Origin of the sequence: Streptomyces sp. CC0208, from assembly GCF_003443735.1 — a bacterium.
Taxonomy (GTDB): Bacteria; Actinomycetota; Actinomycetes; order Streptomycetales; family Streptomycetaceae; genus Streptomyces; species Streptomyces sviceus.
This window is the reverse complement of record NZ_CP031969.1, coordinates 805041-821103: the sequence shown is the minus strand read 5'-3', so window position 1 is coordinate 821103 and position 16063 is coordinate 805041. Positions and strand designations below refer to the sequence as shown.

The 16063-nt window shown below is 71.1% G+C and carries 17 protein-coding genes; 11 read left to right on the top strand and 6 right to left on the bottom strand.

All coding sequences use genetic code 11. The annotated features are described in order from the left end of the window. The first annotated feature begins 97 nt into the window (after positions 1 to 97). Positions 98 to 805, top strand: coding sequence for an SDR family oxidoreductase (locus D1369_RS03810; RefSeq protein WP_007386472.1), 708 nt, complete (start codon positions 98 to 100; stop codon positions 803 to 805). A 54-nt stretch (positions 806 to 859) separates the two neighbouring features. On the opposite strand, the gene D1369_RS03805 is transcribed toward D1369_RS03810, so the two are convergent. Then, positions 860 to 2053 (bottom strand): CaiB/BaiF CoA-transferase family protein, encoded by a 1194-nt coding sequence (locus tag D1369_RS03805; protein WP_007386473.1) that lies wholly within the window; start codon positions 2051 to 2053, stop codon positions 860 to 862. Positions 2054 to 2266: 213 nt separating this feature from the next. Then, complete coding sequence (locus D1369_RS03800; RefSeq protein ID WP_007386474.1) at positions 2267 to 2725, bottom strand: MarR family transcriptional regulator; 459 nt, start codon at positions 2723 to 2725, stop codon at positions 2267 to 2269. A gap of 145 nt (positions 2726 to 2870) precedes the next feature. On the opposite strand from D1369_RS03800, the gene D1369_RS03795 reads away from it, so the two are divergent. The 3 genes from D1369_RS03795 (at position 2871) to D1369_RS03785 (ending at position 5442) form a co-directional block, all read left to right on the top strand. After that, entirely contained in the window at positions 2871 to 3224 is a 354-nt protein-coding gene (locus tag D1369_RS03795; protein ID WP_007386475.1) for a hypothetical protein, read from the top strand. 266 nt (positions 3225 to 3490) lie between these two features. Then, the gene (locus D1369_RS03790; protein WP_007386476.1) at positions 3491 to 4459 is read left to right on the top strand and encodes a TerC/Alx family metal homeostasis membrane protein; all 969 of its coding nucleotides are present in this window, start codon (positions 3491 to 3493) and stop codon (positions 4457 to 4459) included. Positions 4460 to 4560: 101 nt separating this feature from the next. Continuing rightward, complete coding sequence (locus tag D1369_RS03785; RefSeq protein WP_007386477.1) at positions 4561 to 5442, top strand: LLM class F420-dependent oxidoreductase; 882 nt, start codon at positions 4561 to 4563, stop codon at positions 5440 to 5442. On the opposite strand, the gene D1369_RS03780 is transcribed toward D1369_RS03785, so the two are convergent. Beyond that, complete coding sequence (locus D1369_RS03780) at positions 5439 to 5645, bottom strand: hypothetical protein (RefSeq protein ID WP_037902259.1); 207 nt, start codon at positions 5643 to 5645, stop codon at positions 5439 to 5441. The two genes, D1369_RS03785 and D1369_RS03780, sit on opposite strands and share 4 nt — an antisense overlap. Positions 5646 to 5762: 117 nt before the next feature. Between D1369_RS03780 and D1369_RS03775 the strand changes: the two genes are divergently transcribed. After that, positions 5763 to 6668 carry a LysR family transcriptional regulator gene (locus D1369_RS03775; protein ID WP_118083115.1) on the top strand — a complete coding sequence of 302 codons (906 nt, stop codon included), beginning with the start codon at positions 5763 to 5765 and terminating at the stop codon, positions 6666 to 6668. Positions 6669 to 6806: 138 nt separating this feature from the next. Here the strand turns inward: D1369_RS03775 and D1369_RS03770 are convergent, their stop codons facing one another. After that, positions 6807 to 7370, bottom strand: a complete 564-nt coding sequence (locus D1369_RS03770) for an NAD(P)H-dependent oxidoreductase (protein ID WP_007386478.1) — start codon at positions 7368 to 7370, stop codon at positions 6807 to 6809. A 101-nt stretch (positions 7371 to 7471) separates the two neighbouring features. On the opposite strand from D1369_RS03770, the gene D1369_RS03765 reads away from it, so the two are divergent. From D1369_RS03765 to D1369_RS03750, 4 genes are read left to right on the top strand one after another with little or no spacing between them, the layout of a single operon-like run. Next, positions 7472 to 8152: a TetR/AcrR family transcriptional regulator gene (locus D1369_RS03765; protein ID WP_007386479.1), complete on the top strand. Its 681-nt coding sequence runs from the start codon at positions 7472 to 7474 to the stop codon at positions 8150 to 8152. A 47-nt stretch (positions 8153 to 8199) separates the two neighbouring features. Continuing rightward, positions 8200 to 9240 carry a LacI family DNA-binding transcriptional regulator gene (locus tag D1369_RS03760; RefSeq protein ID WP_118082256.1) on the top strand — a complete coding sequence of 347 codons (1041 nt, stop codon included), beginning with the start codon at positions 8200 to 8202 and terminating at the stop codon, positions 9238 to 9240. Positions 9241 to 9256: 16 nt separating this feature from the next. Beyond that, positions 9257 to 10435: a 4-hydroxybenzoate 3-monooxygenase gene (locus tag D1369_RS03755; protein ID WP_037902260.1), complete on the top strand. Its 1179-nt coding sequence runs from the start codon at positions 9257 to 9259 to the stop codon at positions 10433 to 10435. A gap of 30 nt (positions 10436 to 10465) precedes the next feature. Next, positions 10466 to 11902, top strand: coding sequence for a benzaldehyde dehydrogenase (locus tag D1369_RS03750; RefSeq protein WP_118082255.1), 1437 nt, complete (start codon positions 10466 to 10468; stop codon positions 11900 to 11902). Positions 11903 to 11905: 3 nt separating this feature from the next. Here D1369_RS03750 and trxA read toward each other — a convergent pair whose 3' ends face one another. Beyond that, complete coding sequence (gene trxA / locus D1369_RS03745) at positions 11906 to 12292, bottom strand: thioredoxin (protein ID WP_007386481.1); 387 nt, start codon at positions 12290 to 12292, stop codon at positions 11906 to 11908. A 144-nt stretch (positions 12293 to 12436) separates the two neighbouring features. Between trxA and D1369_RS03740 the strand changes: the two genes are divergently transcribed. After that, the gene (locus D1369_RS03740) at positions 12437 to 13876 is read left to right on the top strand and encodes an NAD(P)/FAD-dependent oxidoreductase (RefSeq protein ID WP_007386482.1); all 1440 of its coding nucleotides are present in this window, start codon (positions 12437 to 12439) and stop codon (positions 13874 to 13876) included. Here D1369_RS03740 and D1369_RS03735 read toward each other — a convergent pair. Beyond that, the gene (locus D1369_RS03735; protein ID WP_007386483.1) at positions 13873 to 14529 is read right to left on the bottom strand and encodes a peptide deformylase; all 657 of its coding nucleotides are present in this window, start codon (positions 14527 to 14529) and stop codon (positions 13873 to 13875) included. The genes D1369_RS03740 and D1369_RS03735 overlap by 4 nt on opposite strands. A gap of 118 nt (positions 14530 to 14647) precedes the next feature. Here D1369_RS03735 and D1369_RS03730 point away from each other — a divergent pair, with 118 nt between their 5' ends. Further along, complete coding sequence (locus D1369_RS03730) at positions 14648 to 16045, top strand: PepSY-associated TM helix domain-containing protein (RefSeq protein WP_118082254.1); 1398 nt, start codon at positions 14648 to 14650, stop codon at positions 16043 to 16045. The last annotated feature ends 18 nt before the right edge of the window (positions 16046 to 16063 follow it).

Here is a 16063-nt window from a genome sequence, read left to right as displayed (position 1 = left end):
CAGTCAACACCGTGGGCCGCGGATGTGCCTGGTACCGCCAGTCCCAGGAAGAAGGGTCTTCTGGCTGCCCCCGCCACGGCACAGCAACCTGGGTGGCATGACGACAACACTCATCACCGGAGCGAACAAGGGCCTCGGCTTCGAGACCGCCCGCCGGCTCGTCGAAGCGGGCCATACCGTCTACGTCGGCGCCCGTGACGCCGACCGCGGGCGCCGCGCCGCCGACGAGCTCGGCGCGCGGTTCGTGCAGCTCGACGTCACCGACGACGCCTCCGTCGAGGCCGCGGCCAAGACCTTGGAGGCCGCGGGCGGCCTGGACGTCCTCATCAACAACGCCGGCATCGAGACCCGGACCGAGGACAACAGCGTGCCGGTCGCGGCGACCGTGACCGCCGACCAGATGCGCACCACCTTCGAGACGAACGTCTTCGGTGTCGTCCGCGTCCTGCACGCCTTCCTGCCGCTGCTCCAGCGCTCGGCCGCCCCCGTCGTGGTCAACGTCAGCAGCGGGCTGGGCTCGCTGACCCACCTCTCCGACCCGGACCACCCCGCACACTTCTACCCGGGCATCGCCTACCCGACGTCCAAGACCGCGGTCAACATGCTCACCGTGCAGTACGCGAAGGCCTTCCCGGCCATGCGGATCAACTCCGTGGAACCCGGCTTCACCAAGACCGACCTGAACGGCAACACGGGCACGCAGACCGTGGCGGAGGGCGCCGAGATCATCGTCCGCATGGCACAGGTGGCCCCGGACGGCCCGACCGGCGGCTACTTCGACGTCAAGGGCCCGCTGCCCTGGTGACTCCCGGGAGGGGTGAGGTTCCCGAAAGGCGTCCCCCCTGGGACCGGGTCGGGCTCACACGACCCCGTCGGCCCGCAGCGCCGCGATGTCCTCGCCGGACCGGCCGAGCTCCCTGAGGATCGCCTCGGTGTGCTCGCCCACCCCCGGCACCGGGTCCATGCGGGCGGGCAGTCCCGCCAGGTCGGCAGGGGGCAGCAACGCCTGAACCGTGGCCCCGCCGGGGACGGCGACCTCGTGCCAGCGGCCGCGGGCGGCCAGGACCGGGTGGTCGAGGAACGCGGCGACGTCATTGACCCCGGCGCAGGCGATGCCGATGCCCTCCAGGTCCTTCAGGACCTGCGGGGCGTCGGAGCGCGCGATCCGCTCGGCGACCACCGCGTTGAGTTCCTCGCGGTGGGCGACCCGGGCCGAGCCGGTGGCGAAGCGCGGATCCTCGGCCAGCTCGGGCCGCCGTAGGAAATCGGCGCACAGGACGATCCACTCGCGTTCGTTCTGGATGGAGAAGAGGACGTCGTTGCCGTCGGCGGCCGTGAAGGCGCCGTACGGGGCGATGGTGGCGTGCTGGGTGCCCAGACGCGGCGGCTGACTGCCTCCGTAGCGGGTGTAGTTGGCCGGCTGGCTCATCCACTCGGCCAGTGCCTCGAACAGGGACACCTCCACCGGGTGGGCCCTGCCGGTGGTGGCGCGGGTGTACAGGGCGGTCAGGATGCCGCTGTAGGCGTACATCCCGGCCGCGATGTCGGCGACGGAGATCCCGACCCGCGCGGTCTCCTCGGCGGTCCCGGTCAGCGACACCAGGCCGGTCTGACACTGCACCAGCAGGTCGTACGACTTGCGGTCGGCCCAGGGGCCGTTCGTGCCGTACCCGGAGATCGTGCACGGGATCAGCCGCGGCCGGCGCTCGGCGAGGACGTCCACGCCCAGGCCCAGCCGGTCGGCCGCGCCCGGAGCCAGGTTCTGGACGAACACGTCGGCGTCGTCGAGGAGTTGGTTCAGGATCTCCAGGCCGCGCGGGTCCTTCAGATCGAGGGTGAGCGACTCCTTGGACCGGTTGAGCCACACGAAGTAGCTGGAGTGGCCGTGCACGGTCGTGTCGTAGCGGCGGGCGAAGTCACCGTCGCCCGGCCGCTCCACCTTGATCACCCGGGCGCCGAGGTCGGCGAGCTGGCGGGTCGCGTAGGGCGCGGCCACGGCCTGCTCCAGGCTGACCACCGTGACTCCGGACAGGGGAAACTGCGGCAGGCTCATGCGGCCCTTTCTACGGTCGCGTCCGAGGGAGCGTCAACGACAGCCACGGCCGCACGACCTGTGCTGTTCACCACGTCAGGACGGTCGGCGAGGCCGTCCGCGCCCCTTTGTACGGCCCTTTCGGCGCGCCGCTCAAAGGAACGCGCCGCATTCCCTTCGACGGTGAACTCCAGCGCGCGGGTGCCTCCGCGTACGGACTGAACGGGGACTGGCTCAGGCCGCCACGCCGTGGGCTTCCAAAGCCCTTACCAGGGGGGCGAGTTCGGGGTGGGTGGCGGCTTGGTCGAGGGCTTCTCGGAGGGCCTTCTCGTTGGTGGGGCGGGCTTGTTCGAGGAGGGTGCGGCCGGTGTCGGTGACGTCGGTGTAGATGCCGCGGCGGTCGGTGGGGCAGAGGTAGCGGGCGAGCAGGCCGCGGTCCTCGAGGCGGGTGACCAGGCGGGTGGTGGCGCTCTGGCTGAGGACGACGGCGTCGGCGACCTGTTTCATCTGCAGATGCCCGCCCTCGCCGTCGTGCTGGCGGCCCAGGACGTCGAGCAGGGAGTACTCGCGCACGCTGAGGTCGTGGGCGGACTGCAGGGCCTTCTCGATGTGGGCCTCGATCCGTCCGTGCAGCAGGGAGAGCGCGCACCAGCCCTGGGCGAGGGCGGTGAGCGAGGGGTCTGTGGCGGTCATAAGGCATGCTTCCTCCGTCCCGATACGGATACGCCCAGGATATTGCATCACTGAAACTTTCAGCGTCTGCTTCTATAGTGCGTGCGCAACTACCCGCATCCGCATCCGCACTTTTACCCGCCCACCCCCAGAGAGAGCGACTCCGATGACGACCCGGTCCTCCACCACGACCCTCTGGCGCCCGACCGGCCCCAAGGAGCTGGACCTGGTCCGCGAGCTCGACTGGCGCGCCTGGCCGCCGAGGCTGCCCGAGCAGCCGATCTTCTACCCGGTCCTCGACGAGGACTACGCGATCAAGATCGCCAGGGACTGGAACGTCAAGCACGACGGCGCCGGCTTCGTGACCCGTTTCGAGGTCGAGTCGGACTTCCTGAGCCGCTATCCCGTTCAGCAGGCGGGCGGCCGCACGATCCTCGAACTGTGGGTCCCGGCCGAGGAACTCGACGAGTTCAACGCGCACATCGTCGGCCCGATCGAAGTCGTGCACGAGTTCCGATGAGTCAGTGAGGCGTGCGCGGCTGCCCGCCCAGCAGATGTTCCGCGTGGGACAGCGGTCCTGGAGCGTGGAGTGGTGGACGTTGATCTCGACGGCAGCCGCCCGTCGGCGTACACGACGTTCGGTCCAGGATCCCGCGTCGAGATTCCGCCGTGGTCTTGTGTGACCTGCGATTCCTTGCCATGGCGTGACCTGTTGTTCACCTGCCGTAGGTGGAAGGGATCCCTGGTGGTGACAACGCTGTCGATACCCCCTGCACAGGAGAACCAGTGAACGTCTCTCTCGCCGTCTGGCTGCTGACCGTCGTCGCATTGTGCGTCCTGGTCGGCGCCGACTTCTTCATCGGCCGCAAACCCCACGACGTGTCCGTGAAGGAGGCCGGCGTCTGGACCGTCGTCTGGGTCGTGCTGGCCTGTCTCTTCGGACTCGGACTGCTCCTCTTCGGCGGCGGGAAACCCACGGGCGAGTTCTTCGCCGGATACATCACCGAGAAGTCCCTGAGCGTCGACAACCTCTTCGTGTTCGTCCTGATCATGGGGAAGTTCGCGGTGCCCTCGCAGTACCAGCAGCGGGTGCTGATGGTCGGCGTGGTGATGGCGCTGGTGCTGCGCGCCGGGTTCATCGCGGCCGGCGCGGCGATCATCTCCGCGTTCTCCTGGGTGTTCTACCTCTTCGGTGCCTTCCTGATCTGGACCGCGTGGAAGCTCGTCCAGGACGCCCGCAAGGACGGACATGACGAGGCGTACGAGGAGAACAAGCTGCTGAAGCTGGTGGAGAGGCGCTTTGGTGTGGCGGACCGCTACCACGGCACCAAGCTGTGGATCGAGCAGAACGGCAAGCGGGTCATGACCCCGATGCTCGTCGTGATGCTCGCCATCGGCTCCACGGACGTGCTGTTCGCGCTCGACTCCATCCCCGCGATCTACGGCCTCACCCAGGACCCGTACATCGTCTTCACCGCCAACGCCTTCGCCCTGATGGGCCTGCGCCAGCTGTACTTCCTCATCGGCGGCCTGCTGAAGAAGCTGGTCCACCTCTCCTACGGCCTGTCGATCATCCTCGGCTTCATCGGCGTCAAACTCGTCCTGCACGCCCTCCACGAGTCCGGGGTCCACGTCCCCGAGATCAGCATCCCCTTCTCCCTCGGCTTCATCGTCCTCGTCCTGACGGTCACCACCCTGACGAGCCTGCGCGTCGCGAAGAAGCAGGAGCAGGCGGAGGTGACCGGCACGGCGTGACGGTCACGCGCGTGCCGCGGGGCGCGTCGCTCTTGACTTCGAGAGCACTCCAAGTTCTAGCGTCGCCAAGGTCGGTGACGGTCCCGTGAACGGAGACGCACATGCGTGTGGGCGTGCACATCAACCGGTTCAACCACCCCGCGGGCGCCCCGGCTCTCGGTGCCGAGCTGGCCGCCGCCGGTGCCGCGGCGGAGGCGGCGGGGGTGAGCTGGCTGTCGGTGATGGACCACTACTTCCAGATGGAGTTCAACGGCGGCGCCGAAGACCCCATGCTGGAGGCCTACTCGACCCTGAGCTTCCTCGCGGCCCACACCGAGACGGTCCGGCTCGGCGCGCTGGTGACCGGAGTGACGTACCGCCACCCCGGCCTGCTCGCCAAGATCGCGACCACGCTGGACGTGCTCTCCGGCGGCCGGGCCGCCCTCGGTATCGGAGCCGCCTGGTACGACCGGGAGCACGAAGGACTCGGTGTGCCGTTCCCGCCCCTCGCCGAGCGCTTCGAGCGGCTGGAGGAGACCCTGCGGATCTGCCTGCAGATGTGGGACCCGGCGGCCAACGGCCCCTTCGAGGGCACCCACTACCGGCTCGCCGAGACCCTGTGCGTACCGGCCCCGGTCAGCAGCCCGCACCCCGAGATCATGATCGGCGGCAGCGGTGAGAAGAAGACCCTCCGCCTGGTCGCCCGGTACGCCGGCGCCTGCAACCTCTTCGCCACCTCGCCCGAGGAGGTCACGCACAAGCTCGACGTGCTGCGCCGCCACTGTGACACCGAGGGGCGGGACTACGACGAGATCCGCAAGACCATGACCTACTCGGTCGACGAGGGCGACGGCGGCGACCTGGACGCCTTCACCCGGGACATCAACGGCTACACCAAGCTCGGCATCGACACGGTCATCCTCGCCCCGCGCACCGGCGCCCCCGCCGAGTGGATCGAACGCTTCACGGCACCCGCCGTACGGCGGCTCGCGGAACTGGACTAACCCGCCCGCGCGGCGGAGGGCCGGCTGCGGGAGACGACGCGAGTCCCGCCGCCGTCGCTCACGCGGACCTGCAACGAGCCGCAGGCGCAGCGGGTCCACACCGTGCCGCCCGTCGCCGTGCCGTGCCGGGACACCACCTGGAAGGGCTCGGCGCCGTCCGGCCAGCCGCAGTGTGGGCAGACGGCGCGGGTCGTGCTGGTCATGGTGACTCCTCGTACCTCGTGGCTGTGTACGGCCGTCGCGACACAGCCCAGCATGCGGCGGAGCCTTCGTACACGTCCAGGTTGACTTCCTGGACCCGACCTTGAAGCGTGGGCTTCATGATTGACCTGCGTAGGCTCCACGTCCTGAGGGCGGTGGCCCATTACGGCACGGTCACCGCGGCCGCCCGAGCCCTGCACTTCACCCCGTCCGCCGCGTCCCAGCAGATCCGCCAGCTGGCCCGCGACCTGGACGTCGACCTCCTCGAACCCCAGGGGCGCGGGGTCCGTCTCACCCCGGCCGCCGAGAGCCTGCTCGCGCATGCCGACGCCATCCAGGCCCGCTGGGAACAGGCCGAACTCGAGCTGCGCGCCGACCACGGCGAGCCCGCGGGACCGCTGCGGGTGGGCGGTCTGTCCGTGGCCGCGTCGGCCCTGCTCGCCCCGATGGCGGCCCGGCTGCGCGAGCGGCACCCCCGGCTGACCGTCAGCGTCCAGGAGGCGGGCGTACCGGAGAGCTTCGACCTGCTCTTCGAGGGGGAGATCGACCTCGCGGTCGTGGAGGCGACCCCGCACAACCCGCCCCTGAGCGACACCCGCTACGACCAGCAGCCCCTGCTGGACGACCCCTTCGACCTGGTCGTCCCCGCGGATCATCCGCTGGCCGACAGGGGCCGCGTGGATCTCGCGGACGCGGCCCACGAGGACTGGATCGCCCCCTTCGCGGACAGTCCCTGCCGCACGCACGTCATGTCGGCCTGCGGCGCGGCCGGCTTCACCCCGGGCGTGGTCCACCACGCCCGGGACTGGAACGTCACCGCTCACCTGGTCGCCCACCGCCTGGGCGTGGCCCTGATCCCCCGCCTGGCCCACCTCACCCCGAACCTGCCGATCACGAGAGTCCGGTGCGCGGGCGACCCGCACCGAAAACTCCTGACCTGCACCCGAAACGGCGGTCACGAACGCCCGGCGATCGCGGCCGCACTTTCAGCACTACGAGACCTGGCACCCACGGCGGTGGCCTGAGACACGTCGAGGTGGGCGCCCCTCAGGGGCGCGGGGAACTGCGCGACCAGCCCCCACCGGCCCGCAGACAGAACCCGACAGGGGCCGGAGTGCCCACACTCCGGCCCCTGTCAGGAAACCCGTTCACGCGCCGCAGGTTCAGGCGGCGGCAGCCTCACCCGTGTTGCTGTGCAGCTGCGCGACGACCTCGGCCAGCTGCGCGGCGACCTCGGCGTCGTCGGCCGGGTGGGTCTCGGCGAAGCGGACCACGGAACCCGGGATGGAGAGCTTGACGTCCTCGAGCACCTTGCCGCCGGCGATGCCCACGGCCTTGCGGGTCTCGTCCTGCGCCCACACGCCGCCGAACTGACCGAAGGCGGTACCGACCACGGCGACCGGCTTGCCGCCGAAGGCGCCGGCGCCGTACGGACGCGACAGCCAGTCGATGGCGTTCTTCAGGACGGCCGGGATGGTGCCGTTGTACTCGGGGGAGAAGAACAGGAACGCGTCGGAGGCCTGGGCGGCCTCACGCAGCTTGGCGGCGGCCGCGGGGACGTTGCCCTCGACGTCGATGTCCTCGTTGTAGAAGGGGATCTCGGCCAGGCCTTCGTAGAGCACGACCTCCGCGCCCTCGGGGGCGTGCTTGACGGCCGCCTCGGCGAGCTGGCGGTTGTGCGAACCGGCGCGAAGGGATCCGACGAGCGCAAGGATGCGAACAGACATGCGTAACTCCAAAGGGACTGAAACACGGCGGTAATGTTCCGGACCGGGGTCCGGTTACGTTTCTAGCATCCTAAACGGACCGGGGTCCAGTTTTCTTCCCGATGCTTTACGCTGGCTTCATGTCCGCGACCCTGCCGCCGTTCCCGAAACCTCAGGAGCCCTTCGACACGCCCCGACTGCTGGAGGTCGGTTCCGCGCCCGACGAGCCCTGCCTTCGCGCCGACGCGGCCCGCAACCGTGCCCGTCTGCTGGAGGCCGCGTCCCGCCTGATCGCGGAGCACGGGGTGGCGGGAGTCACCATGGAGGCGGTGGCCACGGCGGCCGGTGTCGGCAAGGGAACCGTCTTCCGCCGCTTCGGCGACCGCACCGGACTGCTCATGGCCCTGCTGGACCACTCCGCGCACACGCTCCAGGCGGACTTCCTCGGCGGCCCGCCGCCGCTGGGTCCCGGTGCCCCCGCGGTGGACCGGCTGCGGGCGCTCGGCGTGGCCGTGCTGTACCGCTCCGCCGAACAGCTGGACCTGCTGCTGGCCGCACAGTCGGAACCGACCCGCCGCCACTCCCACCCGTCGACCCGCGCGCTGCACATGCACACCACCATGCTGCTGCGGCAGATCCTCCCGGACGCCGACTGCGACCTTCTGGCCCAGACGCTGATGGGGTATCTCGACCCCGCCCTCATCCACCACCTCACCCGGCAGTGCGAGATGCCGTTGGAGCGCCTGGAGGCCGGCTGGAACGACCTCGTCGCCCGGGTGACCGGCACCGATCCGCTGCGCTAGCGACAGCGGTAGCCCCGCATGTGAGCACCTTCACAGCTTCTGCAAAGATGACGATCGTCATGGTGCAGATACAGAACACGTCCGCGTCCTCCGTCACGCGCTCGGTTCCCACGAGCGCCGATGTGGCCCGCGTGGCCGGCGTCTCGCGTGCGACCGTCTCCTACGTCCTCAACAACACCAGCGCCGTCCGGATCAGCGAGCCCACGCGCCGCCGCGTCCACGAGGCCGCCAAGGAACTCGGGTACGTGCCGCACGCGGCCGCCCGCAGCCTGCGCGCCGGCCACAGCCGGATGGTCCTGATGCCCGCCCCGTCCATCCCGGTCGGCCCGCTCTACAGCCAGTTCATCAGCGAACTCCAGTGGGCCCTGGGCCGGTTGGACTACACGGTCGTCCAGTACGGCAGTGTCGGCCTCCAGGGTGACGAGGCGGCCCGCGCCTGGGCCGAGCTGCGCCCGGTCGCCGTCCTGGTGCCCGGCGTGGGACTCGGCCCGCAGGGCGTGGCCCTGCTGCGGCGCTCCGGTGCCCGGGCCGTGGTCACCCTCGCCCCCGAGGCGGTCGAGGGGGCCCACTCCCTGCTCATGGACCACGCGGGCGTCGGCCACAGCGCCGCCGCCCACCTGTACGCCCGCGGCCGGCGCCGCATCGGTGTCGTGGTGCCCGAGGAGTCCGGCCTGGAGGCCTTCTCGCTGCCCCGCCTCGCCGGTGTGCGCCGCGCTCTCCAGGGCACGGACGCCACGCTGACCGAGCTGCCCCTCGCCTACGAGGAGCAGGCCGCGGCCAAGCTCGCCGCGCGCTGGCGGGACCTCGGCCTCGACGCCGTGTTCGCGTACAACGACGAATACGCGATGCTGTTAATGCGCGCCCTCCAGGACGAGGGCGTGCGCATCCCGGAGGACACGGCGGTGATCGGTGCCGACGACCTGCTCCTCGGCCGACTGCTGCGGCCCAGGCTGAGCACGGTCCACATCGAGCTCCCGTCCGGCCGTGACCTCGCCGAACTGGTCGACCGCGCGGTGCGCGAACCGGGCGCCGCGACCGAGACGCACACGGTGCTGGGTGCCACGGTCGTGCACCGCGACTCCAGCTGACGCAGGGAGGCCTGCCATGCGCACCACGGTCGGGATCATCGGCGGCGGCCCCGCCGGACTGCTCCTCGCCCGCTTGCTGCACCTGGCCGGCATCGACTGCGTGGTCCTGGAGAGCAGGACGCGGGAGTACGTCGAGCACCGCCAGCGCGCCGGGATGCTGGAGCAGGGCACGGTCGACGCCCTGCGCGCGGCGGGCGCCGCCGGGCGGCTGGACGCCGAGGGGCTCGTCCACCAGGGCATCGAGCTGCGGTTCGCCGGGGAGCGGCACCACCTCGACTTCCCCGTCCTCACCGGCGGCCGTACCGTCACCATCTACGCCCAGACCGAGATCGTGAAGGACCTGGTCGCGCTCCAACTGGCCGAGGGGCCACCGCTGTTGTTCGAGGCCAAGGCCCTGGCGGTCGAGAAGCCGGAGAGCGACGCCCCCGTGGTGCGGTTCCTGCACGAGGGCCGCGAACAGACGCTGACCTGCGACTGGATCGCGGGCTGCGACGGCTTCCACGGCATCTCGCGCGGCGCCTTTCCGGCGGGGGCGAGCCGGACGTACGCGCACGACTACCCGTACTCCTGGCTCGGGATCCTCGCCGATGTCGCCCCGTCCTGCGAGGAGTTGATCTACGCCCGCGGGGAGCGCGGCTTCGCCCTGCACAGCATGCGCTCGCCCGCCGTGTCCCGGCTCTACCTCCAGGTCCCCAACGGCACCGACCCGGACGACTGGTCCGACGAGCGGATCTGGGACGAGCTCGCCGCACGCTTCGCGATCGACGCCGACTGGACCCTCGTGAGGGGGCCGATCACCGCCAAGTCCGTGACGCCCATGCGCAGTCACGTCCACGAACCGATGCGGCACGGCCATCTCCTGCTCGCCGGCGACGCCGCGCACATAGTGCCGCCGACCGGGGCGAAGGGACTCAACCTCGCCGTGTCGGACGTATCCCTCCTCGCCCGGGCCCTGACCGATGTGCACCGCACAGGATCGACACAACTGATCGACAGGTATTCGGAGTTGTGTCTTTCTCGTGTGTGGCAGGCCACGCGGTTCTCGTACGAGATGACTAGGATGTTGCATGCTCAACCAAATGGGGATGCGTTCGAGAGCCGGATGCAGCTCGCCCGGCTGCGCCGTATCACCGCATCCCGCCATGCGGCCGCCGAACTGGCCGCGAACTACACGGGACTACCGCTCCCCGTGTGAGTCCCACCGGTGATCGAACGGAGAGCCGTCATGTCGTTGCTCGACCCCAAGAGCTGGCAGCCCCACCCCCTGTCGGGACCTGAGTACGCGGTCACCGAACCCGCCACCGGCGACACGCTCGCCACCGTCACCCTCGCCACCGGCGAGGACGTGGAGCGCTCCGCCGAGGCCGCCCGCGCCGCCCAGAGCGAGTGGGCCCGGCTCCCGCACTTCGTCCGCGCGGGAGTGCTGCGCAAGGCCGGCGACCTGTTCGCCGCGCACGCCGACGAACTGCGCGGATGGCTCGTCCGCGAGTCCGGGTCGATCCCCGGCAAGGCCGACTTCGAGCTGCACGTGGCCGCCCAGGAGTGCTACGAGGCCGCCGCCCTCGCCTCCCGCCCCGCCGGCCAGGTCCTGCCCAGCGAGGCGCCCCGGCTGTCCTACACGCGCCGGATCCCGGTCGGCGTGGTGGGCGTGATCTCGCCCTTCAACGCCCCGCTGATCCTCTCGATCCGCTCCGTCGCCCCGGCCCTCGCCCTCGGCAACGCCGTGATCCTCAAGCCCGACCCGCGCACCGCGGTCTGCGGCGGTCTCTCGCTCGCCGCGGTCTTCGCCGAGGCCGGGCTGCCCGAGGGGCTGTTCCATGTCCTGCCCGGCGGCCCGGACGTCGGCCAGGCCCTGGTCGCCGACCCGCGCGTCCCCGTCATCTCCTTCACCGGTTCGACCGCGGCGGGCCGCGCGGTCGGGGAGGCGGCCGGGCGCCACCTCAAGCGCGCCCACCTGGAACTCGGCGGCAACTCCGCGCTGATCGTCCTGGAGGACGCCGACATCGAGGCCGTGATCTCCACGGCGGCCTGGGGATCCTTCTTCCACCAGGGCCAGATCTGCATGACGACCGGCCGCCACCTGGTCCACGCATCGCTCTACGAGGAGTACGTGGAGCGGCTGGCGGCGAAGGCCGACTCGCTGGCCGTCGGCGACCCGAACCTGGAGCAGGTCCACCTCGGCCCGATCATCGACGACAACCAGCTCGCCAAGGTGCGGGGCCTGGTCGAGGCCAGCACCGCCCAGGGCGCCAAGCTGGCCGCCGGCGGTACGCACGAGAAGCTCTTCTACCGGCCGACGGTCCTCGCGGGCCTCGACGACAACACGCCTGCCTACGCGGAGGAGGTCTTCGGCCCCGTCGCTCCCGTACGGTCCTTCAGCACGGTCGACGAAGCGGCCGCCCTGGCCGCCGCGGGGCCCTACGGCCTCTCGCTCGGCATCGTCACCGGGGACGCGGCCCGCGGCCTCGACCTCGCGGAGCGGATCCCGACCGGCATCGTGCACATCAACGACCAGACCGTGAACGACGAGGCGGTCGCGCCCTTCGGCGGTATCGCCGCGTCCGGCACCGGCGCCCGCTTCGGCGGCGAGGCCAATGTGGAGGCCTTCACCGACGTGCGCTGGACGACGGTACGCGCGGACGTGGCGACGTACCCCTTCTAGGGGTCACTCGCCGTTCTGCTCGGCCTGGGCCTGCTGCGCGGCCACGGACTTGCGGACCTCGTCCATGTCGAGCTTGCGGGCCTGCCCGATGACGTCCGTCAGGGCGGACTCGGGCAGCGCCCCGGGCTGGGCGAACACCGCGACCTGGTCGCGGACGATCATCAGCGTCGGGATCGACTGGATACCGAAGGCCGCGGCCAGCTCCGGCTGCGCCTCGGTGTCCACCTTGCCGAACACCAGGTCGGGGTTGTCCTCGGCGGCCTTCTCGTAGACCGGCGCGAACTGGCGGCAAGGACCGCACCAGGACGCCCAGAAGTCGATCAGGACGAACTCGTTGTCCGTGACCGTCTGGTCGAAGTTCTCCTTGGTGAGCTCCACAGTGCTGCTCATGACGTGATCCCTCTTCCTGGTCTCGGAGCGAAGCCGTCGGCACAACACGGCTTGTCGGCCGGGTATTCCACAGCTGTCACCTCTCGGTATGCGGCGCGCGTACCCCTGGTGGCCCGAGCGCACACCACCCACCAGACTGGGCCCATGACGGAAACGGAAAACATCGCCCACAGCAACTACGACGTAGTGGTGCTCGGTGCCGGGCCCGTGGGGGAGAACGTGGCCGACCGCACCCGCGCGGCCGGCCTGTCCACCGCGGTCGTGGAGAGCGAGCTGATCGGCGGAGAGTGTTCCTACTGGGCCTGTATGCCCAGCAAGGCCCTGCTGCGGCCGGTGATCGCCCAGGCGGACGCGCGCCGCCTGCCCGGACTGAGCGCCGCGGTGCAGGGCCCCCTCGACGCGGCCGCGGTCCTCGCACGCCGGGACTACTGGGCCTCGGACTGGAAGGACGACGGCCAGGTCGGCTGGCTGGAGAGCATCGGCGCCGAGATTCACCGCGGCCACGGCCGTCTCAGCGGGGAGCGCACGGTCACGGTGACCGCCCCCGACGGCACACAGAAGGTACTGACCGCCCGGCACGCCGTGGCCGTGTGCACCGGCACCCGGGCCGTGCTGCCCGACCTGCCGGGCCTCGACGAGGTCAGGCCCTGGACCAGCCGCGAGGCCACCAGCGCCAAGGCGGCACCCGGACGCCTCGTCGTGGTCGGCGGGGGAGTGGTCGCCACCGAGATGGCCACCGCCTGGCAGGCCCTCGGCTCACAGGTGACGCTCCTGGTCCGCGGGAAGAGCCTGCTCAACCGCATGGAGCCGTTCGCGGGCGAACTCGTCGCCGAGGCGCTCACCGAGGCGGGCGTCAGCGTCCGCACCGGCACCTCGGTCGAGTCGGTCACCCGGGAGAACGGCACGGTCGTGGTCGTCACCGGCACCGGTGACCGCATCGAGGCCGACGAGATCCTCTTCGCCACCGGGCGCGCCCCGCACACCGACGACATCGGCCTGGACACCATCGGCCGGGAGCCCGGCAGCTGGCTGGAGGTCGACGACAGCCTCCGTGTGACCGGCAGCGACTGGCTCTACGCGGTCGGCGACGTCAACCACCGCGCACTCCTCACCCACCAGGGCAAGTACCAGGCCCGCATCGCCGGCGCCGCCATCTCCGCCCGCGCCTCGGGAGCCCCGGTGCAGGCGGACCCGTGGGGCGCCCACGCCGCGACCGCCGACCACGACGCCGTGCCCCAGGTCGTCTTCACCGACCCGGAGGCCGCCGCCGTGGGCCTCTCCCTGGCGGAGGCCGAACAGGCGGGCCACCGGGTGCGCGCGGTCGACTACGACCTCGCTTCGGTGTCGGGCGCCGGCCTCTACGGCGACGGCTACCGCGGCCGCGCCCGCATGGTCGTCGACCTGGAACGCGAGATCCTGCTCGGTGTCACCTTCGTCGGACCCGGAGTCGGTGAACTGATCCACTCCGCGACGGTCGCGGTCGCGGGCCAGGTCCCGATCAGCAGGCTGTGGCACGCGGTCCCGGCGTACCCGACGATCAGCGAGGTGTGGCTGCGGCTGCTGGAGGCCTACCGGGACAACTAGAGGGACGCCTGAGGCAGTTCGAAGCCGAGGGACGCGGCCGCCAGCTCCGGCGTCGGCTGCGTCCAGCGCTCGGCCATCGCCTGGGTGGAGGACAGTGAGCGAACTTCGGCCCGGTCGAGGTAGAGCACGCCGTCGAGGTGGTCCGTCTCGTGCTGCACGATCCGCGCGGGCCAGCCGCTGAACACCTCGTCGACCGCGCGGCCGTTCTCGTCCTCGCACGTCAGCCGGACCTCGGCGGGCCGCGCCACCACGGCCTGCCACCCCGGCACGCTCAGACATCCCTCGAAGAACGCGGCCCGTGGGGTACCGACGGGCGCGTACGACGGATTGACCAGCACGCGGAACGGCTGCGGGACGCGTCCGCGCGCCAGCCGGATCTCCTCCGGTACCGGCGCGGGGTCCTCGATCACCGCGATCCGCAGGGGAACCCCCACCTGAGGGGCGGCGAGCCCCACACCGGGCGCCGCGTGCATCGTGACGCGGAGGGCCTCGACGAAGCGGGAAAGCAGGGCGCCGTCCAGGTGGCCGTCGTAATGCTCGATGCCTTGGCGCAGTACCGGATCGCCGGCCGCGACGATCGGCAGCGGGCCGTCCGTGGTGAGGAGTTCCTCGACCAGTTCGGCAAGGGGCTTGCGGTGACTCGGAGTTGCCATCGCGCCAGGATGCCACGGAGTGCCTTGTGATACAGGTCACTTGGGAGCCCGGGAACTCGGCGCCCCCTCCCTCCGACTACTGGACCGCCCCCGTCCCCAGCCCTCGGAGAAGCCGCCGATGTCCATCGCCCCCTCGACCACCAAGGACGAGGTCCCGCAACCGGCCGCCCCGGCGCCGGCCCGCAGCAGATGGGCCCCGCTGCGCCCGCTCGTGCTGCGTCTGCACTTCTACGCCGGTGTGTTCGTGGCGCCCTTTCTCCTGGTCGCCGCCGTCACCGGGTTCCTGTACGCCGGCGCCTTCCAGGCCGAGAAGATCGTCTACCGGCACGAGATGACCGTCGCCGCCGTAGGCGACAGCAAGCTGCCCATATCCGACCAGGTGGACGCCGCCCGCAAGGCGCACCCCGAGGGCACGGTCTCGGCGATACGCCCCTCGCCCGCGGCCGACGCGACGACCCGGGTGCTGCTGTCCGGCGTGAAGGGAGTCGACCCGAACCACACCCTCGCCGTGTTCGTCGACCCGTACACCGGGAAGGTCCGCGGCGCGCTGGAGCAGTACGGCTCGACCGGCGCGCTGCCGCTGCGGACCTGGATCGACGAGTTCCACCGCGACCTGCACCTCGGCGAGAACGGCCGCCTCTACAGCGAGTTCGCCGCCAGCTGGCTGTGGGTGATCGCGGGCGGCGGCATCGTGCTGTGGTTCTCCCGCCGCCGCGCCCTGCGCAAGGTCCGCGGCACCAGCGGGCGCCGTCGCACCCTGGGCCTGCACGGCAGCGTCGGCGTCTGGGCGGCCGCCGGGTTCTTCTTCCTGTCGGCCACCGGGCTGACCTGGTCGACGTACGCCGGCGCCAACATCGACGAACTGCGCACCTCGCTCGGCCAGTCCACGCCCTCGGTCTCCGCGGCCGCGGGCGGCGACCACTCGGGCCACGGCGCGTCCGCCTCGGCCGGGGGCGCCGAGCACGGCGTCGGCCTCGACAAGGTGCTGGCCGCGGCCCGCGCCGAAGGCCTCGGCGACCCCGTCGAGATCGTGCCGCCCGCCGACGCGTCGTCGGCCTATGTCGTACGGCAGGTGCAGCGCAGCTGGCCCGAGAAGCAGGACTCGGTCGCCGTCGACCCGGCCAACGGCGAGGTCACCGACACGCTGCGGTTCGCGGACTACCCGCTGCTCGCCAAGCTGACCCGCTGGGGCATCGACCTGCACACCGGTGTCCTCTTCGGGCTGGTCAACCAGATCGCCCTGATGCTGCTCGCGCTCTCGCTGGTCCTGCTGATCGTGTGGGGCTACCGCATGTGGTGGCAGCGCGGCCGGGGCTCCGCCTTCGGCCGGCCGATCCCGCGCGGCGCCTGGCAGCAGGTCCCGCCGCAGATCCTGGTGCCCGGTGTGGTGGTCGTCGCCGTCCTCGGCTACTTCGTGCCGCTGCTCGGCATTCCGCTGGCCGGCTTCGTCGTCGCCGACGTGATCCTCGGCGAGATCGCGCACCGGCGGGGCAAGAAGGGCGTGGCGGCGACCTGAGACCTACGTGCTGTCTCG